Below are 22,428 nucleotides of genomic sequence, written 5' to 3'. Positions count from 1 at the left end.
TTTTTTATTTCATTGAAAATGAATTTTTTGTATATTCGAATGTCAAAAACCAAAACCAAACTGTTATGAAAATAATAATTACTCTTTTATCACTTTTCGTTTTCACCATTTCCACTTTTGCTCAAGACAAATCTTATGATTTATTAAAAGACAAAACGGAAACTAAAATTCTTTACGACAGAGTTTTTGGAATTTCAAATGCTTCTGAGCAAAAAAAACGAGAAGTAACCTCAACCTATTTCTTGCAAGCCTATCATGAAATCCAACGTGCCGATTTTTTACAACGTTTACCAAAATTGGAAAAACTTCGCGAAGCTGCTAGTTTGGGAAAAGTACAAAACCAAGTGCCTTTGAGTATTTTGATTGCAGATTTTGAAAAAATAAATCAGGCTGCTTCTGAAAACGGTGATTTGTTTTTGAGTGCCGATAATCAATTACAATTAAAACCTAATGGTTTAAATGCATTTACAAAACATTCTATTAATTTGATTTCTCCACTGCTTTCAAAAGTAAAAAGCAATCAAGTAAATTTTATTTTAAAAGAGGAATTCATATTCAATACAACGGACAGAGTAATTCAAAATATTGCTATTCAAACCAATGAAGAAGGAATTTGGAAAACCATTTCAACAAATAAACCATTCAAAATTGATTTTGGAACCAATGAAAAACAAATCGTAAATTGTAAAATACAGTTTACCAATGGAGAAACGATACTACAATCATTTGCAATCAATATCGACAACCAAAATAACGGTGTTGTCAATAGAAATACTCAAAACAACTACCAACCTAATGCCATAACTTCAATTACGGCCACAATTCCTTATCAAGGTTTTGGCGAAGCAGCGCCTTATTTAGGCCAAGGTGAATATGAAATTTTTCCGGATACGGTCGATGGAATTTTAGACAAACCGGTTTTTGTGGTTGATGGTTTTGATCCCGGCGATTCCAACACTATTCCTTCATTTTATGCGAGTTTAACTTATGGTGTCGGGCAAAATTTAGCCGATTATTTAAGAACGCAAGGCTTTGATATCATCTTAGTAAATTTCCCTACTTACACAAGACCAAACACAACTACTGTGGTTGATGGCGGAGTGGATTTTATCCAAAGAAATGCTTTTGTTTTAGTGGAAATAATCAATCAGATTAACGCGCAAAAAGTTGGCAATCAAAAAAATGTTGTCATCGGTCCAAGTATGGGTGGATTGATTTCCCGCTATGCTTTGCGATATATGGAAATGAATGCCCTTAACCACGACACGCGTTTGTACATCTCCTTTGATTCACCTCATCAAGGAGCGAACGTGCCCATTGGCTTCCAACACTTATTCAACTATATGGCATACGGACCATTAGGAAATGCCGCTGTTCAACCGGTTGTTGATGGCTTAATCAAAAGTCCGGCCGCACGACAAATGCTAATCGACCACATGGAAGGACATTTACAAACCGGAAGTACTTTCGAATTCAATACTGATGCTGCAAGTTTATTGCCAACAGGAGCACCAAATTTCAGGAATGCATTCCAAAATGAATTAAATGCCATGGGCTTTCCAACTACTGTTAGAAACGTCTCAATCTCAAACGGTGCTGGCAATGGCACTATGAATTACACTCCAAATTTTGAAGTGATGAACCACACTTTTAATTTAACTGCAACACAGCGCGCTATTATCAACTTGCGTTTTACGCCGGCAGCCAATCAAACCAATCAAGTTAGTCGTTTTAGAGGACAACAATTTGTGATAGCTTTTTGGGTTACCGGTTTTGAAAGTTTGGCCAATTCCAAATCTCCCGCAAATACTGATGGTTTAGACACGGCTCCTGGCGGAAGATTTGACATGAGTGGTTTTGAAGATGGATTAGGCACCGATCCTTTGTTAACCGAATTTTTCACCAATTTAAATGCAGATTATTTTACCTTCATTCCAACTTGGAGTTCAATGGCAATTTCAAATACTAATAATTTATATACGCCTGTAACCGGTACCTCGGTAACACCATTTGTGGCCTCCTCAATTCCAACCGTGAATGAAAATCATGTAACGTTAAGTCAAACCAATGTAACTTTTGCTTTGAATGAAATCATTAACGGTGCTTTGACAACAACCAACCCGGCATTTGAATCGCTTTGGATAAAAAATCCTGTAGAAAATAATATTGAAATCAATACTTCCTATGCGATTGAAAATGCTAGTATCATTGTGACTGATATGTTAGGTAAAATAATTTATTCAACAAAAAATCAAACCATCAGCGGAACTTTTGAAATTCCTGTGTCATTGAACAAAGGTATTTACCTCATCACCATCGGTAATGGAAGCGGCAGTACAACGAAGAAAATTGTAAAAGGATAAAAATAAAAAACCTCTCAATCGAGAGGTTTTTTTATGGCTTAAACTTCAAAGGCAAATGCACCACTTTCTTAGTTTCAAAGAACTCATCTTTGAAAAACGCTGCTATGTTGTATTCTTTTGCTTTTGGAAAATCTTTTAATTCTTCCGTCAAATCGCCACCTTTTAAGTAGAGAATTCCGTTTTGCAATTCATGCTTGTTCTGCTTTTTAATTTTATCTTTAATCCAAGACACAAAATCGGGCATATTAGTCACGGCACGGCTCACGATAAAGTCATAATCGCCTTTAACGTTCTCAGCACGCATTTGCTCGGCTTTGACATTTTTTAACCCCAAACCTTCCGCAACGGCTTGCACCACTTTTATTTTTTTGGCAATCACATCAATCAAATAAAAACGGGTTTCCGGAAACAATATCGCTAACGGAATTCCGGGAAATCCACCACCGGTTCCAACGTCTAAAATGTACGTTCCGGGTTCAAAGGGTTGGATTTTGGCAATCGCTAATGAATGTAAAACGTGCTTGGTGTATAATTCATCTATATCTTTTCGGGAAATTACGTTGATTTTCGCATTCCAATCTTGGTATAGCGCTTCTAATTTTTGAAACTGTAGGAGTTGATTTTCAGTAAGATTAGGAAATTGTTTGATAATTTCTTCCATAAATTGAATTTTCAACAAAAATAGTGCTTTTGGTTGATAATTATGATTTGTTTATAATCTTTGAAAAATTATAATAATTATCTTTGGACAAAATTTGAAATATTATAATGAATACCACATCACCTATTTTCTCTAAAACCGATAGTTTAAAATTCTTCAGAACTCTAAATTCAAGAGTAAACAACTACTTCAAAGAAAACAACCTCGACAGAACCGGAAATTGGAAACTACATTTAAAAACAATTGTAATGTTTACCATTTTCTTAACGCCTTACTTTATTTTATTGGCGTTGGACATGCCTTTTTGGGCTTATCTTTTACTTAACGTTGTCATTGGCGTTGGAATGGCCGGCGTTGGCATGAACGTTATGCACGACGGTAATCACGGTGCCTACTCAAACAAATCATGGGTCAATAAAATCATGGGCGGCAGTATTTATATTTTGGCCGGAAATGTTTACAATTGGCAAGTGCAACACAATGTTTTACACCATACTTACACCAACATCTTAGGTCACGATGAAGACTTAGAAGCCGGAAGAATCATGCGCTTCACCAAAGAAGCCAAATGGTATAAATTCCACAAATTCCAACATTATTATTCAGTATTTCTATATGGATTATTGACATTCAATTGGGCCATTACTACCGATTTCCTTCAAATGAAACGTTACTTAAAAAGAAATTTATCTTATGGTGAATTCAAAAAACCGGTGATTCGTTGGACAACTTTAATCATTACCAAAGTGATTTATTTCTCTATCTGGTTGGTTATTCCAATGGTAATGGGTATCACTTGGTGGAAAGTAGTTTTAGGATTTTTAGTAATGCATTATACGGCCGGAGTGATCTTGAGCGTTGTTTTCCAATTAGCTCACGTAGTGGAAGAAACCGAAAATCCCATTCCGGATGAAAATGGTGAAATCGAAAATACTTGGGCCATCCACCAATTATTTACTACTGCTAACTTCGCTCCTAAAAACTGGTTGGTTAACTATTACACCGGTGGCTTAAATCACCAAGTTGAACATCATTTGTTTCCAAACATCAGTCATATTCACTACGACAAAATTGCTGAAATCGTGAAACAAACTGCCAAAGAATGTGAATTGCCGTATTACGAATTCAAAACCACTCGAGCGGCTATCGCTTCGCATTTCAAACACTTAAGGGAATTAGGAAGACAACCTCAATTAGCATAACATAAAACCGGACGCCTTTATTGGCGTCTCTTTATTTAACTTGACAACAACAACACAATGAGTATTTTATCCGACAGAATTAACAATTTATCTACTTCACAAACATTGGCCATGGCAGCGTTGGCCAGAGAATTAAAAGCCCAAGGAAAAGACATTATCAGCTTAAGTTTAGGCGAACCCGATTTCAACACACCCGATTTCATCAAAGAAGCCGCCAAAAAAGCTATCGACGAAAATTACAGTACCTATACGCCAGTTGACGGTTACGGAGAATTGAAAGACGCCATTTGCAGAAAATTCAAAAGAGACAACAACCTTGATTACAAACCGGCCAATATCGTTGTGTCAACCGGAGCGAAACAATCTTTATACAACGTGGCGCAAGTAATGTTAAACGACGGTGATGAAGTAATTTTGCCTGCACCATATTGGGTTTCTTATTACGAAATTATCAAACTATCCGGCGGTGTTCCGGTGGAAGTTCCGACTTCTGTAGAAAGCGATTTCAAAATGACCGCAGCAGAATTAGAAAAAGCGATCACGCCCAAAACCAAAATGATGTGGTTCAGTTCGCCTTGTAACCCAAGTGGTTCCGTTTACAACCGCGAGGAATTGGAAGCCATTGGTAAAGTTTTAGAAAAATACCCAAACATCTATATTGTTTCCGACGAAATATACGAACACATCAATTTCTCAGGAACTTTCTGCAGCATCGGAACAATTCCGGGCTTATTCGACAGAACCATTACCGTAAATGGTGTGGCCAAAGCTTTCGCCATGACCGGTTGGAGAATAGGTTACATCGGCGCTCCCGAATTTATCGCTAAAGCTTGTACCAAAATGCAAGGCCAGGTCACTTCCGGCGCAAACTCCATCGCACAAAGAGCTACCATTACTGCCGTTGACGCCGATCCAAGTGTTCTAAACGAAATGGTGACTGCATTCAAAAACCGAAGAAACTTAGTAGTCGATTTAGCCAAAGAAATTCCGGGATTCAAAATCAACATACCTGAAGGTGCTTTCTATTTGTTTCCGGATGTTTCTGCCTATTTCGGTAAAACGTTACGCGGCAAACTAATCGCCAACGCCGATGATTTCTCCATGTATTTGTTATCAGAAGCCAACGTAGCCACTGTTACCGGCGACGCTTTCGGAAACCCAAACTGCATTCGATTGTCTTACGCCACCAGCGAAGCATTGCTAACCGAAGCTTTCAAAAGAATCAAAGAAGCACTAGCTTAAATCATTATATGCCTCAAGGAAACTTGGGGCTTTTTATTTAATAATTTGGGCGCGCCCTTTGGGCCAGGCTTTCCGCAGTACGCGGTACTTGCTCCAATCCTTCGCGCAATCCCTGCTAATTATAAACCATGATAAAAAAAATACTACTACTCGGTTCCGGAGAATTAGGAAAAGAATTTGTAATCGCTGCACAAAGAATCGGACAAACCGTAATTGCAGTCGACAGTTATGAAAATGCGCCGGCCATGCAAGTCGCCCACGGATTCGAAGTCATCAACATGCTCGATGGCGCCGAATTAGACCGAATCGTCGCCAAACATAAGCCCGATTTTATAGTTCCCGAAATAGAAGCCATTCGCACCGAACGTTTTTACGATTATGAAAAACAAGGGATAACCGTTGTGCCATCGGCAAAAGCGGCCAATTTTACTATGAACCGAAAAGCGATTCGCGATTTAGCTGCCAAAGATTTAGGTTTAAGAACGGCCAATTATCGCTATGCAACATCCGCTGAAGAATTGCAAAAAGCGGTTGCTGAAGTTGGCATGCCTTGTGTTGTAAAACCATTGATGAGTTCGTCAGGTAAAGGACAATCTACCATCAAAACCGAAGCCGATATTGAAAAAGCTTGGCAGTATGCCGAAGAAGGTTCCCGTGGCGATATTATTGAAGTGATTGTAGAAGCCTTTGTGAATTTCAATTCAGAAATCACTTTACTGACCGTTACTCAAAACAATAACCCAACGCTATTTTGCGCACCAATCGGTCACCGACAAGAACGCGGCGATTATCAAGAAAGTTGGCAACCGGCAATAGTTTCAGATAAAGACTTGTTTGAAGCACAAGATATGGCTGAAAAAATTACGGAAGCACTCGGTGGTGCCGGACTTTTCGGAGTAGAGTTTTTCCTGACGGATGAAGGTGTTTATTTCTCGGAATTGTCACCAAGACCGCATGATACCGGAATGGTTACTTTAGCCGGAACCCAAAACTTTAACGAATTCGAATTGCATTTGCGAGCCATTTTAAGCCTGCCTATTTTTGAAATTACTTTGGAAAAAGCTGGTGCAAGCGCTGTAATTTTAGCCCATGGCGATTCTACTAACCCAACTTACACAGGAATTTCGGACGTTGCTTCATTACCTAAAACTGATTTTCGTATCTTTGGGAAACCAACTTCAAGACCATACAGAAGAATGGGTGTTGTTTTGACTAATGATTCATTGAGCACACCAATTGAATCCATAGTTGAAAAAGCTAAAGAAACCGCAAAATTAGTAACCGTAAATTGATAAAAAATGAAGAAATTATTGTTAGTAGTAACATTTGCCTTAGGCATAACTACGGTAAATGCACAAAATGCACACGAAAAAAAAGTAGCCCAAAAAACTCAAATTGTTGAAGCCTCTTGTGGTCAATGTCAATTTGGAATGAAAGACAAAAAAGGCTGTGATTTAGCTGTTCGCATCGATGGAAAATCGTATTTCGTTGAAGGAACCGACATTCACAAACATGGGGATGCTCACGCCGCTGACGGATTTTGCTCTACAGTCAGAAAAGCAGAAGTTGTCGGAGAAATAAAAGACAACAAATTTGTGGCATCACAGTTCAAACTACTTCCCGTAGAAAATAAAAAACAGGATGACCATGAGGGTCATAAACACTAAAAATACAAGCGGTCTTGTTCTTAAGAACAAGACCGCTTTTTTTACACTTTATTTTCAATAACTTTTATTGTACTTTTGAAAATATGAGTCTGATTCTACAAAACATTTCCAAACACATTTCTTTAACTCCGGAAGAAGAATTGCTTTTTCTATCTAAAACCGAAACCAAACAATTTAAATCTAAGACTATTCTTCAACATGCCGGTCAAGTGTGCAAAGAAGGTTATTTTGTCAATTCAGGTTTACTTCGAAGTTTCAACATCAATGACAACATAGTCGAACACGTACTGAGTTTTGCCTGCGAAGGTTGGTGGATTAGTGACATGTACAGCCTATTGTCACAAAAACCCGGAAATCTTTTTATTGAAGTTTTGGAAGATGCCGAAGTAGTTGTGTTGTCAAAAGAAAATCAAGACCAACTTTATCTTGAAATCCCAAAACTCGAACGCTTTTTCAGAATCCTTATCGAAAATTCTTTGGTGGCCAACCAAGAAAGACTAATGGACAATCTAAGCCTAACTGCCGAAGAACGCTTTGACAAGTTCTGCAAAAAATATCCAACACTCATCCAAAAAGTTCCGCAAAAACAAATCGCTTCCTTCATTGGCGTAACACCTGAATTCTTTAGCAAAATGAAAGCGCGTATGCTTAAAAAATAGTCTCAGTACTCAGTCTCAGCTTTCAGTTTTTGCATTTCTGGAAACTGAGACTGCGACTGTAAACTCACTTCTTAATCTACATTAAGTTCTCCAGACACAACATGATTGTAAATTTGTATCATAATAATTACTAAATTTAAACATCATGACACCGAAACTTGTTTCGGCTGCATTTGACCATTAAAAAACAAATATTAAATACAAATGAAAAATACCGTTTTACACAAAGCACACACTCGCGGACACGCCGATCACGGTTGGTTAAACGCACACCATACTTTTAGTTTTGCAAGCTACTATAACCCTGAAAGAGTTCAGTTTGGCGTTTTGAGAGTATTAAACGATGACATCGTTGCCGGCGGAATGGGTTTTGGAACACATCCACACGATAATATGGAAATTATTACTATTCCATTGGAAGGCGATTTGGCTCACAAAGACAGCATGGGCAATACTGAGGTAATCAAATTTGGTGACGTACAAGTGATGAGCGCCGGAACCGGAATTCAGCACTCTGAGTTCAACCCGAATCCGGACAAAAGAACCAATTTGCTACAAATTTGGGTTTTTCCAAAATACAGAAACGTTGAACCGCGTTACCAACAAATTACGTTAGACACGACTGACCGTCACAATAAATTACAACAAATTCTTTCGCCTAATGCAGATGATGCCGGAGTTTGGATTCACCAAGACGCTTGGTTTCACATGGGCAATTTAGACAAAGGTGTTACTTTAGACTATGACCGCAAAAAAGAAGGTAACGGATTGTATGTTTTCGTAATCAAAGGAAGCGTAAACGTTGACGGAGAAGCATTAGGAGAACGCGACGGTTTGGGGATCACAGATTTCGAAAAAGTAACCTTTGAAGCTACCACAGATGCGGAAGTATTATTAATGGAAGTTCCAATGATACAATAATAAAATACCGCAGATTCGCAGATTTATTTTGAATTTGATAATCTGCGAATCTGCGGTTAAAACAAAAAACATGAACAACGAAGTACAACTCAAAATCGATGGTAAAAAAGGCTTTTTTTACATTGATGTAGATGGCCAACGCGAAGCAATGATGACCTTTGTTTTTGCGGGCGAAGACAAAATTATTATTGATCACACCGAGGTAAATCCGGGAAACGAAGGCAAAGGTTTTGGTAAAAAAATGGTCACCAAAGCGGTGGAATATGCTCGTGAAAACGGCATTAAAATTATCCCGCTTTGTCCGTTTGCAAAAAGTGTTTTTGATAAAGTTCCTGAATTTAGAGACGTTTTATAAGAATACAATTATGGCAAATCTTTTAGAAAATAACGTAGAAGGAAAAATTGGCGCACAAAAATACTTGTGCACCATTTCTTGGCGCAACGGCACTTTATTGATGGACGAACCGGAAAATGTTGGTGGAAAAAATATCGGACCTGATCCGTTTTCCACTTTTTTGGCCTCATTAGCGGGTTGCACTTTGTCAACCTTACGCATGTACATAGACCGCAAAGGTTGGGATATTCCTGAGATTAATATTTCACTGAATTTATCTCAAGAAAACAATGGCGAATTGGTTACTACTATTACTCGAGACATTTCTTTTTCTAATGAAGTTTCGGCCGAAATCAAAGAGCGATTATTGTTGATTGCCGAAAAATGTCCGGTATCCAAAATCCTCAAAAACCAGATACAAATAAACACCAAAATATAAAATTATGGATCCGAAAGACCTAACCAAAGAATACACCAATGGCGAAGTGACCATAGTATGGCAATCGGGGAAATGTATACATTCTGCCAATTGTGTTCGCAACAATCCCGATGTTTTTAAACCGGCAGCAAAACCATGGATTACTCCGGAAGATTCAACAACCGATAAAATTATTGATACTGTAAAAAAATGTCCGTCCGGCGCTTTGACCTATTACTTAAATATCGAAAAATGAAGAAAATAATAGCCTTTGGTGGTTCATCGAGCAAGAATTCCATCAATAAACAATTGGCGGTTTATGCTGCGAATTTGTTTCAAAATGTTGACATTGAAGTGTTAGACTTGAATGATTATGACATGCCTGTTTTTTCGGTGGATAAAGAAAAAGAAAATGGCATACATCCTTTGGCACAAGATTTTTATGCCAAAATTGGCAGTGCTGATTTCATTGTACTTTCTTTAGCGGAACACAATGGTGCTTATTCTTCGGCGTTTAAAAATACTTTGGACTGGGCTTCGAGAATTAACAATAAAACCTTTCAGCAAAAGCCAATGTTGTTACTAGCTACTTCTCCAGGGGCTCGTGGTGGCGGAAGTGTTTTAGACATTGCTACCAAAAGATTTCCGTTCCAAGGTGCGGAAGTTAAAGGCAGTTTTTCTTTACCAAGTTTCAACGATAATTTTGATATTGTAAACGGCATTACTAATTCTGAACTGAAAAAACAATTGTTGGAAATTATCAACTCGATTGAAATATAAGATTACAAAGAAGCGAATAGTAGCCTTTTAGCCCCGATTGTAGCTAGCTACCGTGTAGCGCGAAAAGCGGGAAAATGGAAACCAAAAAAGCCCAAGCCATTCCGCTCCAAAAAAATTAGTATTTTTGCTATTCAAAACAACAAAAATCACTTTATGAAAGCATACGTTTTCCCTGGACAAGGAGCGCAATTTACCGGTATGGGTAAAGATTTATACGAGCATTCGGCCATGGCCAAAGACTTATTTGAAAAAGCCAATACCATTTTAGGTTTCCGCATCACCGATATTATGTTTGACGGCACTGCAGAAGAGCTGAAAGAAACCAAAGTAACGCAACCGGCAGTGTTTTTACACTCGGTAATCTTAGCCAAAACCTTAGAAAATTTTAAACCTGATATGGTGGCCGGACACTCGTTGGGCGAATTTTCTGCTTTGGTGGCCAATGGTGCATTGTCATTTGAAGACGGATTGAAATTGGTTTCTCAACGTGCGATTGCGATGCAAAAAGCTTGTGAAATCACTCCATCAACAATGGCGGCAGTTTTGGGTTTAGACGATAAAATTGTAGAAGACGTTTGTGCTTCGATTGATGGTGTTGTCGTAGCGGCGAATTACAACTGCCCGGGACAATTGGTAATTTCAGGTGAATTTTCAGCCGTAGAAAAAGCTTGTGAAGCGATGAAAGAAGCCGGTGCAAAACGCGCTTTATTGTTGCCGGTTGGCGGTGCCTTTCACTCGCCAATGATGGAACCGGCTCGCGAAGAATTAGCGGCAGCGATTGAAGCTACCACTTTCAACACTCCGAGTTGCCCGGTATATCAAAACGTTACGGCTAGTGCGGTTTCTGATGCTAACGAAATCAAGAAAAACTTAATTATTCAATTGACCGCTCCGGTAAGATGGACGCAATCAGTACAACAAATGATTAAAGACGGCGCGACTAGTTTTACGGAAGTTGGTCCCGGAAAAGTCTTGGTTGGTTTGGTCAATAAAATTGATAGAGAAGTGGAAACCCATTCTGCATAACCTCAAAAAAATTGAAAACTCCGATAAAAACATCGGAGTTTTTTTATGCTATCTTTGTTTTAAAGAATTCCGAGTTGATGGACTTAAATTTACGAACGGTAAACGTAACCCGATATATTACGCCACTTCGCGAAGGTGGTTCGCTACCGGCTTTGGCTGAAGCCGATGATGATTTTAAATATGTGTTGAAATTTCGCGGCGCCGGTCATGGCGTAAAAGCTTTGGTTGCCGAATTTTTGGGCGGACAAATTGCGCGTTATTTAGGCTTGCCGGTTCCTGAATTGGTTTTTGCCCATTTAGACGAAGCTTTTGGAAGAACTGAAGCCGATGAGGAAATTCAGGATTTGTTGAAGTTCAGTCAAGGTTTGAATTTGGGTTTGCATTATCTATCAGGCGCAATAACTTATGACGCGGCGACTAATGATTGTGAGGAACTTTTGGCGTCAAAAATCGTTTGGCTCGATGCTTTTATCACCAATGTCGACCGAACTTTTAAGAACACTAATCTCTTAATTTGGAGAAAAGAACTTTGGTTGATTGACCACGGCGCGGCTTTTTATTTCCACCATTCTTGGGACAACTGGAAAGCCAATGCGGTTTCGCCATTTGCTTTGATCAAAGACCATGTTTTGTTACCCAAAGCAAGTCGATTAGAAGAAGTCAATACCGAATTCAAAACAAAATTAAACGATACCATTCTCAAAGAAATTGTAAATCAAATTCCAGAAGATTGGCTACAATGGGAAGATGGCGCCATATCTTCGGATGAAATAAAAGAAATTTATTTTCAATTTTTATCTATCCGATTGGCCAATACCGATGTATTTTTAAAACAAGCGCAAGATGCAAGAAAAACACTTATATGAATATGCCGTTATTCGTGTTGTGCCCAAGGTAGAGCGCGAAGAGTTTATCAATATCGGATTGTTGCTTTTTTGCAAAAGGCAAAAATACTTGCGGATTGAGTATCACATCGTACCCGAAAAAATACAGTCGATTTGTGCTGAGTTTGATATTAATCAATTAAAAGAAAACTTGGAATCCTTTGTAAAAATCGGTCATGGCAAAAAAGATGGCGGACCAATTGGTGCATTCGAAATTTCGGAGCGTTTCAGATGGTTGACAGCGGTTAAGAGTTCGAGCATACAAACGTCTCGACCTCATTCTGGATTCAGTGCTGATTTGGATGCTACTTTTGAAAAATTATATTCAGAGTTAGTTTTGTAAATTGCTTGCCATGGAAAAAATCATTGACCTATTTAGAAATATTCAAGACGTCAAAGTCATTTCGGCAGCCATCGATTATGCTGATTATGTTGCTTTGGATTTATCGGTGACCAATGAAAATTTGGTTGGTCAAAAACTAGCTACTGCTAAAGATTACGAAGAATACATTCAAAATTATTTAGATAAACATCAAGCTAAAATTGCTTTTGGTGGTTACATTGAACATCGGAATTTGTACCAAAGAAGTAGTGTTTTCAAAAATGACAATACTGACGAGCGCAACATTCATATTGGTTTAGATTTATGGATTAACGAATCGGCACCGATTTACGCGGCTTTGGAGGGCAAAATCCACAGTTTTCAAGACAATACTGCTTTAGGAGATTATGGACCGACGATTATTTTGGAACATGAAATCGACGGATTAAAGTTTCACACTTTGTATGGTCATTTGAGTTTGGATAGCTTAAATAACAAAAAAGTAGGTAACTTTGTCAAGAAAGGAGAACAAATAGCGACTTTAGGTTTGCCTCCAATTAATGGCGATTATGCGCCACATTTGCATTTCCAAATCATTATTGATATGGAAAATAAAACGGGTGATTATCCCGGAGTTTGCAGTTCAAAAACGTTGGCATTCTATATGGAGAATTGTCCTGACCCGAATTTGTTATTAAAAATTAAATCCTAAATATCATGAAGAAACTAATTGTATCATTTGCCTTAATTGCCTTGTTAGCTTCGTGCAAAGATGAAACTAAAGAAAAACTCGATGCCGCTAAAGACGCAGTAACCGGAGAAGTAAAAGAAACTGTAGATTCTGTGACGGTAAAAGCCAAAAAAGAATTGGATACTTTAAAGCAGAAAACAAAAGCCGAAATGGATACGATGAAAATAAAAAGCGCGACCAAATTGGAAGAAGCAGCCAAAAAATTAAAAGAATCGGCTAAATAAAAAAACTAAATCCTCATCAAAAATGGGGATTTTTTATTTGGCTCCGCCCTGTTCGGCTTTAGCCTTGCTCAGTTCGCCTTTGGCTCATGTGCCTCGGGTTCTTTTATAATTGGTAATGAACACTCCGAGAATAATTAGAACTGTGGCAATCAAAAAGTCAAGTGTAATGACTTCATCTAACAAAAGCCAACCTAAAAATACGGCAATGATGGTATTGATGTAATTCAGCACTGAGACTTGAATGGCGGTCACTCTTTTCAAGGCATAATGGTAAGCAAAAAAAGCAATCACTGAACCAAAAACAGACAGGTATAGAGTTGCAAAAACACTTCTGGAACTCCAAGCACTAAAATCTACATCCGGATTAATGATAAGCGCTAAAACATATTGAACAATGGCTGCTATCGAAAACTGATAAAACAAATTCAGCGCAATATTATTCGACTTGTGTGTGTGTATTTTGGTGTAAACCGTTCCGGCTGACCAAGACAAAATGGCGATACTTAAAAAGAGAATTCCGGTTTTGTAATTCGGATCTAAAATATCTCCCAAACCATCTCTGAATATAAAAACAACGCCAAGGAAGCCAACAATTACACCCAAAAAACCTTTGAGTGTTGCCTTTTGCTGACCAATCATCGTTCCGCCTAAAAAGACTACTAACGGCGATAAAGCACTTAAGATTGAAGTCAATCCGCTCGGAACACTTTGCTCAGCAATCGTGGTAAAACCATTCGCCAAAACAATCATCAAAATCGCCGGAATAAATTGGAGTTTGAAGTTTTCCCATCCAATCCAAGCCAATTGCTTTTTGTACAATAAAATAGCCAAAACTATCAAAGCCGCTAAACCTTGTCTGGTGGAGGTGATGTACCAAGGCTCCATCGTTTCGACAGCAATTCTAATCCCCAAATAAGTTGTACCCCAAACTACCGCTACTATAAATAGACAGAAAAGTAATTTGAAATCAGTTTTTTCACTCATGTAGTGGATAGGGTTGACTACAATGAAGTAATCGGTATTTTAAGGTCTTAACTTCTAACTTTTTGTTCCCATTTCCAAGCCGAAGCTAAAGCATCTTCCAAAGACAATTTGGTACTCCAACCTAAAACCTCTCTTGCTTTGTCGGTATTGGCGTATGCTTGAATTACGTCACCTTCTCTCCGAGCTACGATTTTATAGGGTAATTTTTGCCCGGAGACTTTTTCGAAAGCGTGTATCACTTCTAAAACAGAGCTTCCGGTTCCGGTGCCTAAATTGAAGGTTTCTACTTTTTCCGAATTTTGTTTGTTTAACAAACGCTGTAAAGCTATAACGTGAGCTTTTGCTAAATCAACCACATGAATATAATCGCGAATACAAGTACCGTCAACCGTTGGGTAATCATTACCAAAAACCGACAATTCTTTACGCAAACCCATAGCCGTTTGGGTAATAAAAGGCACTAAGTTTTGTGGAACACCTAGCGGCAATTCTCCTATTTCAGCGCTTGGATGTGCTCCGATTGGATTAAAATAACGAAGTAAGATCGAATTTAAATTGGTCACTCGGGCGACATCATGAATGATTTCTTCACCAACTTGCTTGGTGTTCCCATAAGGAGACATTGCAGGTTGAACGGAAGCATCTTCGGTAATAGGCATGCTTTCGGCTTGACCATAAACCGTACAAGAAGAACTGAAAATTAAGTTGGCTTGCGACATTACAGTCATTTCTTGAAGCACATAAACCAACGTATTGATGTTATTTTCGTAATACAACAATGGATTTTCAACACTTTCGCCAACCGCTTTTGAGGCCGCGAAATGAATCACACCAACAATATCATTGTGTTTTTTGAAGAAATTTTGAACCGCTGCTTTCTCTCTTAAATCGATATTTTCAAAAAGAGGTTGCTTTCCGGTAATTTTTTCGATACCATCTAAAACACTAATTGAAGAGTTAGATAAATTATCAATGGCTACTACTTCAAAACCTTGATTTTGTAATTCAACAACCGTATGTGAACCAATAAATCCTAAACCTCCTGTTACTACTACTTTCATATTTTATTTAGATTATAGAGAATAGACTAAAAGATGACAGATGGATATCCTAATCAATTGTCTATTATCTAATTGTCTATTATCTCTTATCTTCTAAATATTCTAAAACGCTATCGGTTATGAATTTAATTTGTTCATCGTCTAATTCGGTGTGCATTGGTAACGAAATTACTTCTTTCACCAACTGGTTGGTTACCGGAAAATCTTCTTCTTTGTAACGCGAATCCAAATAAGCCTTTTGAGAATGCAACGGAATCGGGTAATAAATGGCACACGGAATGCCTTTCGCAAGTAAATGTTCCATCAAACCATTTCGGTCGGCATCAATAATTCTTAAAGTATATTGGTGGAAAACGTGACAATCACAAATATCACAAATACTTGGCGCAATAATATTTTTATGTCCTTCAAAAGCGGCTGAATACTTTCTTGCAGCATCTTGACGAGCTTTACCGTAAGCATCTAAAAATGGTAACTTAGCATTCAAAACACCTGCTTGAATACTGTCTAAACGGGAATTTACGCCAACCACATCGTGATGATATCGAACATACATTCCGTGATTTACGATGCCGCGGATTTTGTGTGCCAAATCATCATCGTTGGTAAAAATCGCACCACCATCACCGTAACAACCTAAATTTTTAGAAGGAAAAAATGATGTTGAGGAAACGTGTCCAATTGTTCCGGCTTTCTTTTTGGTTCCGTCAGAGAATTTACAATTCGCTCCAATAGCTTGAGCATTATCCTCGATTACATATAAATTGTGTTCGTTGGCAATGGCCATAATCGCTTCCATATTCGCCGCGCGACCAAACAAATGAACCGGCACAATCGCTTTGGTTTTTGGGGTAATCGCTTTTTTAATCGCCTCAATAGAAATGTTCATATTCACGATATCGACATCAACTAAAACCGGCGTCAATTGCAATAAGGCAATCACTTCAACAGTTGCAGCAAAAGTAAAATCGGCTGTAATTACCTCATCGCCTGGTTTTAAATCCAAACCCATCATCGCGATTTGCAAAGCATCAGTTCCGTTGGCACATGGAATTACATGTTTCACCTCTAAATATTCCTCAAGATTTTTTTGGAATTCGTGAACCAATGGTCCGTTGATGTAAGTTGTGGTATCTAAAACTTCTTGAATCGAAGCATTAACGGTATCTTTTATTTTTTCGTATTGACTTTTTAAGTCAACCATTTGAATTTTTCTCATCTTCTAAAAAATTATGAGTAGCAAAAGTAAGAAATTCTGAAGTAGAATTTCATCTTCCGTAAAAGAAACGTATTTTAGCGCATCAAATTTTTCGGGATGTTTTTTTTATATAATATTTTGCTGGTTTTAGCTTCACAAATCGTGAAAATATTGGCGCTTTTCAGTCCCAAAATAAAGCTGTTTGTCAACGGGAGAAAAACCGTTTTCGAAACTTTATCGGCTAAAATAAATCCGGAAGACCAAACCATTTGGTTTCACGCAGCCTCTTTGGGCGAATACGAACAAGGTTTGCCTGTAATGGAAAAAATAAAAGAAGAGTTTCCCAATCACAAAATTGTACTGACCTTTTTTTCGCCTTCGGGTTATGAAGTTCGAAAAAACAATACAATCGCTGACGCAACTGTTTATTTGCCTTTGGATACTAAATCGAATGCACAAAGGTTTTTAAAACTCGTTCATCCCGAATTGGTTTTCTTCATTAAATATGAATATTGGCCCAATTATTTGAACGAATTAAAAAGAGCGGATGTTGAAACCTATTTGATTTCGGGAATTTTCAGAGAGAATCAAGCATTTTTCAAATGGTATGGCGATTTTTACCGAAATGCTTTGAAAGCTTTTGACTGTTTTTTTGTGCAAAATGAAAGTTCGAAAAAATTGCTACAGTCTTTAGGTCACCAAAACATAAAAATATCAGGTGATACTCGTTTTGACCGAGTGGTTTCGATTTTAGACCGAGACAATTCGTTAAATTTTATTGAACAATTTAAAAACAACACTACCACTATTGTGATTGGAAGTTCTTGGCCAAAAGACGAAAATTTATTGGTGAATTTTATCAATCAAGCCGATGCCAATGTGAAATTTATTATCGCGCCGCACAACATTAAAACAGAACAAATTTCAAATCTTAAATCACAAATAACAAAATCTGCAATTTTGTTTTCGGAAAAAGAAAATCAAAATTTGGCGGAATTTCAAGTTTTCATCATCAACACGATTGGCATTTTAACCAAAATTTACAGTTATGCCGATATTGCATATGTTGGCGGTGGATTCGGAAATCCCGGCGTACATAACATTTTGGAACCGGCAACTTTTGGCATCCCGATTGTGGTTGGGCCAAATTATTCCCATTTTGCAGAAGCGACGGCTTTAGTGAATATGGAAGGTTGCATTTCAATAAACAATCAAACCGAGCTCAACGACGCTTTAGACAATTTGATTTCAAATGATGATATTCGTCATGAAAAGGGTCACATTTGCGAAACTTTTGTGCAAATGAACAAAGGGGCAACAGAGGTGATTATAAAGCATATTTGTAACAAATAAAAACAAACACAAACTCATTACTTTACTTCAAACAATCTAAACTATGAAATTTTTAAGATTACTGCTATTACTTTTAGTATTCCAAGTTCAAGCACAACAAGGCGGCATGTGGATTCCTTCGTTATTGAAAGGAATGAACGAAACCGAAATGAAAAATCTGGGCATGAAAATCAGTGCCGAAGATATTTACTCGGTAAACAAATCGAGTTTAAAAGATGCTGTTCCTCATTTTGACGGAGGTTGTACAGCAGAAGTTATCTCAGACAAAGGATTAATTTTAACCAATCATCATTGTGGTTATGACAACATCCAAAGTCATTCTACTGTTGAAAAAGATTACCTGACAAATGGTTTTTGGGCCTACAAAATGGAAGAGGAATTGCCAAACAAAGACTTATTCGTAACTTTTATCATTCGTATAGATGATGTTACTGAAAAAATACTTGCCGGAGTTGCCTCATTGACTTCAGAAGCGGATAAACAGAAAAGAATAAAAGATAACATTGCTGAATTAAGCAAAACATCGCCTAAAGAATCTTGGCAAGAAAACAGCATCAAGACTTTCTATGACGGAAACCAATACATTTTATTTGTAACCGAAACTTTCCGTGATGTTCGTTTGGTTGGCGCGCCACCGAGTTCCATCGGAAAATTTGGTTCCGACACTGATAATTGGGTTTGGCCTCGCCATACCGGAGATTTTTCTTTATTTAGAATTTATGCCGACAAGAACAATCGTCCGGCGGCGTATTCTAGCGACAACGTGCCTTATAAACCTAAATACTTCTTCCCAATTTCTATACAAGGATTAAAGGAAAATGATTTTACTATGGTTTTAGGTTTTCCGGGAACAACCAGAGAATATTTGCCAGCTGTTGCGGTTGAACAAATTGTAAACACGTTAAATCCGGCTAAAATTGAAGTTCGCGACGCTACTTTAAAAGTGCAAAATGAATTTATGCGAAAAGACAAAGCCATTAAAATACAGTATGCGGCTAAAAACTCTTCTATTTCTAATGCTTGGAAAAAATGGATCGGAGAATCCAAAGGATTGAAAAAAGCCAATGCAGTAGAAGCCAAAAAACAGTTTGAGGCTGATTTTCAAAAGAAAGTTATTGCTGCAGGAAAACAAGCAGAATATGGAAATCTATTAGCTGATTTTGAAAAAAACTATACAGAAATCAATGACTATGCCCTTGCCAGAGATGTCTTTACAGAAGTCGCTTTGCGAAATACTGAAATCCTGAATTTAGGTTACAAATTATACCAATTAGAACAAATTTACAATACCAGAGGCGAACAATCCTTCAACGACAGAAGGAATAATTTAATCAATGGATTAGGAGATTTCTATAAAGATTACAATACTAACATTGATCAAAAGGTTTTTGAAAAAACCATTGAGATTTATGCTAAAACTTACCCAAAACAATTCTTGCCAAGTACATTCGAGAATGTAAATATTGTTAATTTGTCTAATGAAATTTTCACCCAATCACAATTGGTTACTTATGAAAAAGTGAAGGTTTTACTTAGTGGCGATTCTAAAACTGTATTGGAAAACCTCAATAAAGACAAAGGCTTTCAGCTTGTAAAAGTTATGGCAGACAATTATTTAAAAACTGTATTGCCGAAATACGATGAAATCAATTTGAGAATTACCGCTACACAAAGGACTTACATGAAGGCCATTTTGGAACTGAGTAAAAAATCAGATCGAATTTTTCCGGATGCCAATAGTACCTTCCGTGTGACTTATGGTAAAATTAAAGGTTACAAACCTAATGATGGTGTGATTTACGAACCGTTTACTTATTTAGATGGTGTAATAGAAAAATACATTCCGGGTGATTATGAATTTGATGTTCCCCAAAAACTAATTGATTTGTACAATGCTAAAGATTACGGAAATTATGGTGTGAAAAGTAAAATGCCTGTCGCTTTTATCGCTACCAATCACACTACCGGTGGGAATTCAGGAAGTCCGGCACTTGATGCTAATGGAAATTTAATTGGTTTAAACTTTGACCGTGTTTGGGAAGGCACAATGAGTGATATATTTTATTCTCCTGAAATCTGCAGAAACATCATGGTCGACATCCGTTATGTTTTATTTGTAATAGATAAATTTGCCGGTGCTGATAACTTAATTAAAGAAATGAAGATTGTTGCACCAAAGAAAAAATAAAGAAATTAAGCGTTTCTTAAGTTTTGGCACGATTGTTGTAAAATGAAAATCGAAGCAAAATAGAGATTTTTTAAAAAAAGTTAAATAAAAAATTTTCCAAATAAAAAAATTTATATCTTTGCTCCGAATTAATAATTAACCTTTTATAATTAAGTAAGATGAAAAAAGTATTTTTAAGTTTAGCTGTTGTTGCTGCATTAACTGTAGTATCTTGTAAACAAGCTGATGCTGCTGCTGAGCCAGCTGCTGACACTACTGCTGTTGAAGCTCCTGCTGCTGACACTACTGCAGTTGACACTGCTGCTGCTGACACTACTGCTGCTCCAGTTGAAGCTGCTAAGTAATTTTAAATTACAGTAAGAAATTAAGCCACGCATTGCGTGGCTTTCTTTTTTTATAATTGTCTCAAAAACAAACTGAATCATCTCATTCTACATCAGAAAAAATAGAGTCGCCTGCTGAGAAATCTAATATTTCTGCTTTTGACCCATACCTAACAATCTCATCAATTCCCTTTTGCAACATTAGTTCTGTTGAATACTTTCTGCTGATTGCAAAAACTTTTTCTTCATTCATCAATTTAAAAAAACATTTTCCTTTAGCGGTTTTAAACTTAAGAAAATGATATGAATCAATAGAAACCTTAAAAACCTCTATCGCTTCTTCACATTCAAACCTAAGCTCATAATCGGTACTGGTGAAGATTGTCTTCCCTTTTCTGGAAACAAACTCAAATTTATAGAAGTCATTCAATCTTTTAGTTACAACAAAAGTTCCCATACAATATTTAAGTATTTAAAATAAAAAAGAGCTGATTTTAGTTAGAGACATTGTTTTGAAATCAGCTTCGAAGTTACAAAGTTGAATTGGTATAAAACATTAAACCTATTAAAAACCCAAACCAAAGCGCATAAAAAAAGCCTCTAACTTTAAGTTAGAGGCTTTGTACTCAAGGCGGGACTTGAACCCGCACGAACATTGCTGTTCACTGGATTTTAAGTTGTGTAAACCTCTTATTTACACAATATTCAAAACCTAATCGCCTGACAATCAAACTCTTTACTTTTCAGATTTTCAAAGAAATTTTGTTTTACAGGTGCGTTTATAGGTTATTAATTATTATTTACTTCTAGTTGCATTCAACATATTTGTATATAAGTCTAAATAAACCGGCAAATATTTACTAAGAGCAAAAGCAACAAATGTTGTATTAGTTTCTCCAAGTTCATTTAATGAATTTTGATAAGACTTCATTAAATCATCGTTATTAATAGGAATTGCCAAATAATACGACACGCTAAATACTTGTAGAATAATAGAAATCCCCTTCACCGTGTTGGTATCATTTTTTAAAAAAACGCCAAAGTTTACTTTGTAATTTCCATCTTTTGATTTTAATGGCTCATTCCATTTAATAGAATAACCCAGTTTCATGTCTGTTCCCTTTTCAATGTGATCTCTTAACCCAGCAACTAAAAATTTATATTCTTCATTAGTAGTTGGAGAAACTTTAGAATAAATTTCTTTGTCTGCTTCTTGAGAAAATGCACATGCGCTAATTAGTAGAAATGCAAATAATAATCTTTTCATCTTTGTACGAATTTTGTTAATACTATGGTTTACGAATATACACAATTTTCATACAATTTTTATGCCGTGTTATTTTTTTCGTGTAATGCCAGTTTATCCTCTAGCATATTAATAATTTTATCCTTATCAATAATAGCCTTTTCAAGTGCTTCAACATAACGTGGGCTTATTTCATATTCTTCGCCTTCTTCATTTGTAAATAATAATTTTCCTTGTTTTATTCCATAAACATTCTCTTTAGATAAATCTTTATTGATAAAATCATCAATCGTTATTTCAAAATGAATACAAATTTTTTGAATGGTTTCAATTTTAGGAATTACATTTTTGGTTATGTAAGAACTAACAATACCTGTTCCCAAACCAAACATTTTACCAAATTCGTTTTGAGACGAATTCATTTTTTTTACTAAAAAATCAATATTTTGAGAAATATAGTTTTTCATTTTAAAAATATATTTTTAAATACTTAAATATCAGTTATTTATAATTTAATTAGTATTTTTAACTAAAATAATTAGTGTAAAATACTTTTAATTAGTTTTTTATTCTTAAGTTTGTTTCAGAAATATAAGAAAACAAAATCTAACTCATACTAAA

The 22,428-nt window shown here is 36.7% G+C and carries 26 protein-coding genes; 19 read left to right on the top strand and 7 right to left on the bottom strand.

All coding sequences use genetic code 11. The features are described 5' to 3' along the window. Nucleotides 1-65: 65 nt before the first annotated feature. Entirely contained in the window at nt 66-2,363 is a 2,298-nt protein-coding gene (locus ACK4R1_RS04850) for a T9SS type A sorting domain-containing protein (RefSeq protein WP_409684260.1), read from the top strand. A gap of 31 nt (nt 2,364-2,394) precedes the next feature. On the opposite strand, the gene rsmG is transcribed toward ACK4R1_RS04850, so the two are convergent. Continuing rightward, entirely contained in the window at nt 2,395-3,024 is a 630-nt protein-coding gene (gene rsmG / locus ACK4R1_RS04845) for a 16S rRNA (guanine(527)-N(7))-methyltransferase RsmG (RefSeq protein ID WP_409684258.1), read from the bottom strand. A 107-nt stretch (nt 3,025-3,131) separates the two neighbouring features. Here rsmG and ACK4R1_RS04840 point away from each other — a divergent pair, with 107 nt between their 5' ends. The 15 genes from ACK4R1_RS04840 (at nt 3,132) to ACK4R1_RS04770 (ending at nt 13,454) form a co-directional block, all read left to right on the top strand. After that, nucleotides 3,132-4,226, top strand: coding sequence for a fatty acid desaturase family protein (locus tag ACK4R1_RS04840; protein ID WP_409684256.1), 1,095 nt, complete (start codon nt 3,132-3,134; stop codon nt 4,224-4,226). A gap of 57 nt (nt 4,227-4,283) precedes the next feature. Then, the gene (locus ACK4R1_RS04835; RefSeq protein ID WP_409684254.1) at nt 4,284-5,468 is read left to right on the top strand and encodes a pyridoxal phosphate-dependent aminotransferase; all 1,185 of its coding nucleotides are present in this window, start codon (nt 4,284-4,286) and stop codon (nt 5,466-5,468) included. A 128-nt stretch (nt 5,469-5,596) separates the two neighbouring features. Continuing rightward, nucleotides 5,597-6,760 (top strand): formate-dependent phosphoribosylglycinamide formyltransferase, encoded by a 1,164-nt coding sequence (gene purT / locus ACK4R1_RS04830; protein ID WP_409684252.1) that lies wholly within the window; start codon nt 5,597-5,599, stop codon nt 6,758-6,760. A gap of 6 nt (nt 6,761-6,766) precedes the next feature. Further along, nucleotides 6,767-7,135, top strand: a complete 369-nt coding sequence (locus tag ACK4R1_RS04825) for a DUF6370 family protein (RefSeq protein ID WP_409684250.1) — start codon at nt 6,767-6,769, stop codon at nt 7,133-7,135. An 83-nt stretch (nt 7,136-7,218) separates the two neighbouring features. Further along, nucleotides 7,219-7,794 (top strand): Crp/Fnr family transcriptional regulator, encoded by a 576-nt coding sequence (locus tag ACK4R1_RS04820; RefSeq protein WP_409684248.1) that lies wholly within the window; start codon nt 7,219-7,221, stop codon nt 7,792-7,794. A gap of 204 nt (nt 7,795-7,998) precedes the next feature. Beyond that, entirely contained in the window at nt 7,999-8,715 is a 717-nt protein-coding gene (locus tag ACK4R1_RS04815) for a pirin family protein (RefSeq protein WP_409684247.1), read from the top strand. A gap of 70 nt (nt 8,716-8,785) precedes the next feature. Continuing rightward, nucleotides 8,786-9,070 carry a GNAT family N-acetyltransferase gene (locus ACK4R1_RS04810; RefSeq protein ID WP_409684245.1) on the top strand — a complete coding sequence of 95 codons (285 nt, stop codon included), beginning with the start codon at nt 8,786-8,788 and terminating at the stop codon, nt 9,068-9,070. A gap of 10 nt (nt 9,071-9,080) precedes the next feature. Continuing rightward, a complete protein-coding gene (locus ACK4R1_RS04805; RefSeq protein ID WP_409684243.1) occupies nt 9,081-9,488 on the top strand; it encodes an OsmC family protein in 408 nt (135 codons plus the stop codon). Nucleotides 9,489-9,492: 4 nt separating this feature from the next. Next, on the top strand, nt 9,493-9,723 hold the full coding sequence (locus ACK4R1_RS04800) for a (4Fe-4S)-binding protein (protein ID WP_409684241.1): 231 nt from the start codon (nt 9,493-9,495) through the stop codon (nt 9,721-9,723). Next, nucleotides 9,720-10,247 (top strand): NADPH-dependent FMN reductase, encoded by a 528-nt coding sequence (locus tag ACK4R1_RS04795; protein WP_409684239.1) that lies wholly within the window; start codon nt 9,720-9,722, stop codon nt 10,245-10,247. Before ACK4R1_RS04800 ends, ACK4R1_RS04795 begins: the two co-directional genes overlap by 4 nt. Nucleotides 10,248-10,400: 153 nt before the next feature. Next, nucleotides 10,401-11,273 carry an ACP S-malonyltransferase gene (fabD, locus tag ACK4R1_RS04790; RefSeq protein WP_409684236.1) on the top strand — a complete coding sequence of 291 codons (873 nt, stop codon included), beginning with the start codon at nt 10,401-10,403 and terminating at the stop codon, nt 11,271-11,273. A gap of 77 nt (nt 11,274-11,350) precedes the next feature. Then, nucleotides 11,351-12,139: a HipA family kinase gene (locus ACK4R1_RS04785; protein WP_409684234.1), complete on the top strand. Its 789-nt coding sequence runs from the start codon at nt 11,351-11,353 to the stop codon at nt 12,137-12,139. Further along, nucleotides 12,117-12,500 carry a DUF3037 domain-containing protein gene (locus ACK4R1_RS04780; protein ID WP_409684232.1) on the top strand — a complete coding sequence of 128 codons (384 nt, stop codon included), beginning with the start codon at nt 12,117-12,119 and terminating at the stop codon, nt 12,498-12,500. The genes ACK4R1_RS04785 and ACK4R1_RS04780 overlap by 23 nt, the downstream gene beginning before the upstream one ends. Nucleotides 12,501-12,510: 10 nt before the next feature. Beyond that, nucleotides 12,511-13,191, top strand: coding sequence for a peptidoglycan DD-metalloendopeptidase family protein (locus ACK4R1_RS04775; protein ID WP_409684230.1), 681 nt, complete (start codon nt 12,511-12,513; stop codon nt 13,189-13,191). Between the two features lie 5 nt (nt 13,192-13,196). Further along, nucleotides 13,197-13,454 carry a hypothetical protein gene (locus ACK4R1_RS04770; RefSeq protein ID WP_409684228.1) on the top strand — a complete coding sequence of 86 codons (258 nt, stop codon included), beginning with the start codon at nt 13,197-13,199 and terminating at the stop codon, nt 13,452-13,454. Between the two features lie 84 nt (nt 13,455-13,538). Here the strand turns inward: ACK4R1_RS04770 and ACK4R1_RS04765 are convergent, their stop codons facing one another. The 3 genes from ACK4R1_RS04765 to ACK4R1_RS04755 all read right to left on the bottom strand — a co-directional run bounded on the left by ACK4R1_RS04765 (nt 13,539) and on the right by ACK4R1_RS04755 (nt 16,718). Further along, nucleotides 13,539-14,438: a DMT family transporter gene (locus tag ACK4R1_RS04765; RefSeq protein WP_409684227.1), complete on the bottom strand. Its 900-nt coding sequence runs from the start codon at nt 14,436-14,438 to the stop codon at nt 13,539-13,541. A gap of 47 nt (nt 14,439-14,485) precedes the next feature. After that, on the bottom strand, nt 14,486-15,499 hold the full coding sequence (gene galE, locus ACK4R1_RS04760; protein ID WP_409684225.1) for a UDP-glucose 4-epimerase GalE: 1,014 nt from the start codon (nt 15,497-15,499) through the stop codon (nt 14,486-14,488). A 79-nt stretch (nt 15,500-15,578) separates the two neighbouring features. Next, nucleotides 15,579-16,718, bottom strand: a complete 1,140-nt coding sequence (locus ACK4R1_RS04755; protein ID WP_409684223.1) for a DegT/DnrJ/EryC1/StrS family aminotransferase — start codon at nt 16,716-16,718, stop codon at nt 15,579-15,581. Between the two features lie 96 nt (nt 16,719-16,814). Between ACK4R1_RS04755 and ACK4R1_RS04750 the strand changes: the two genes are divergently transcribed. The 3 genes from ACK4R1_RS04750 (at nt 16,815) to ACK4R1_RS04740 (ending at nt 20,582) form a co-directional block, all read left to right on the top strand. After that, entirely contained in the window at nt 16,815-18,050 is a 1,236-nt protein-coding gene (locus ACK4R1_RS04750) for a 3-deoxy-D-manno-octulosonic acid transferase (protein ID WP_409684221.1), read from the top strand. A 43-nt stretch (nt 18,051-18,093) separates the two neighbouring features. Beyond that, nucleotides 18,094-20,238: a S46 family peptidase gene (locus ACK4R1_RS04745; protein WP_409684219.1), complete on the top strand. Its 2,145-nt coding sequence runs from the start codon at nt 18,094-18,096 to the stop codon at nt 20,236-20,238. Between the two features lie 158 nt (nt 20,239-20,396). Next, a complete protein-coding gene (locus ACK4R1_RS04740) occupies nt 20,397-20,582 on the top strand; it encodes a hypothetical protein (RefSeq protein ID WP_409684217.1) in 186 nt (61 codons plus the stop codon). Between the two features lie 82 nt (nt 20,583-20,664). Here ACK4R1_RS04740 and ACK4R1_RS04735 read toward each other — a convergent pair whose 3' ends face one another. The 3 genes from ACK4R1_RS04735 to ACK4R1_RS04725 form a co-directional block, all read right to left on the bottom strand. Next, on the bottom strand, nt 20,665-21,018 hold the full coding sequence (locus ACK4R1_RS04735; RefSeq protein ID WP_409684215.1) for a DUF1508 domain-containing protein: 354 nt from the start codon (nt 21,016-21,018) through the stop codon (nt 20,665-20,667). Nucleotides 21,019-21,357: 339 nt separating this feature from the next. Further along, the gene (locus ACK4R1_RS04730) at nt 21,358-21,828 is read right to left on the bottom strand and encodes a hypothetical protein (protein ID WP_409684213.1); all 471 of its coding nucleotides are present in this window, start codon (nt 21,826-21,828) and stop codon (nt 21,358-21,360) included. 59 nt (nt 21,829-21,887) lie between these two features. Beyond that, complete coding sequence (locus tag ACK4R1_RS04725) at nt 21,888-22,274, bottom strand: hypothetical protein (protein WP_409684211.1); 387 nt, start codon at nt 22,272-22,274, stop codon at nt 21,888-21,890. Between the last annotated feature and the right edge of the window lie 154 nt (nt 22,275-22,428).

This window comes from Flavobacterium sp. (assembly GCF_046293665.1).
In the GTDB taxonomy this organism is placed as follows: Bacteria; Bacteroidota; Bacteroidia; order Flavobacteriales; family Flavobacteriaceae; genus Flavobacterium.
The sequence above is the reverse complement of the archived record's forward strand: the minus strand, read 5'-3'. Positions and strand labels throughout refer to the sequence as shown.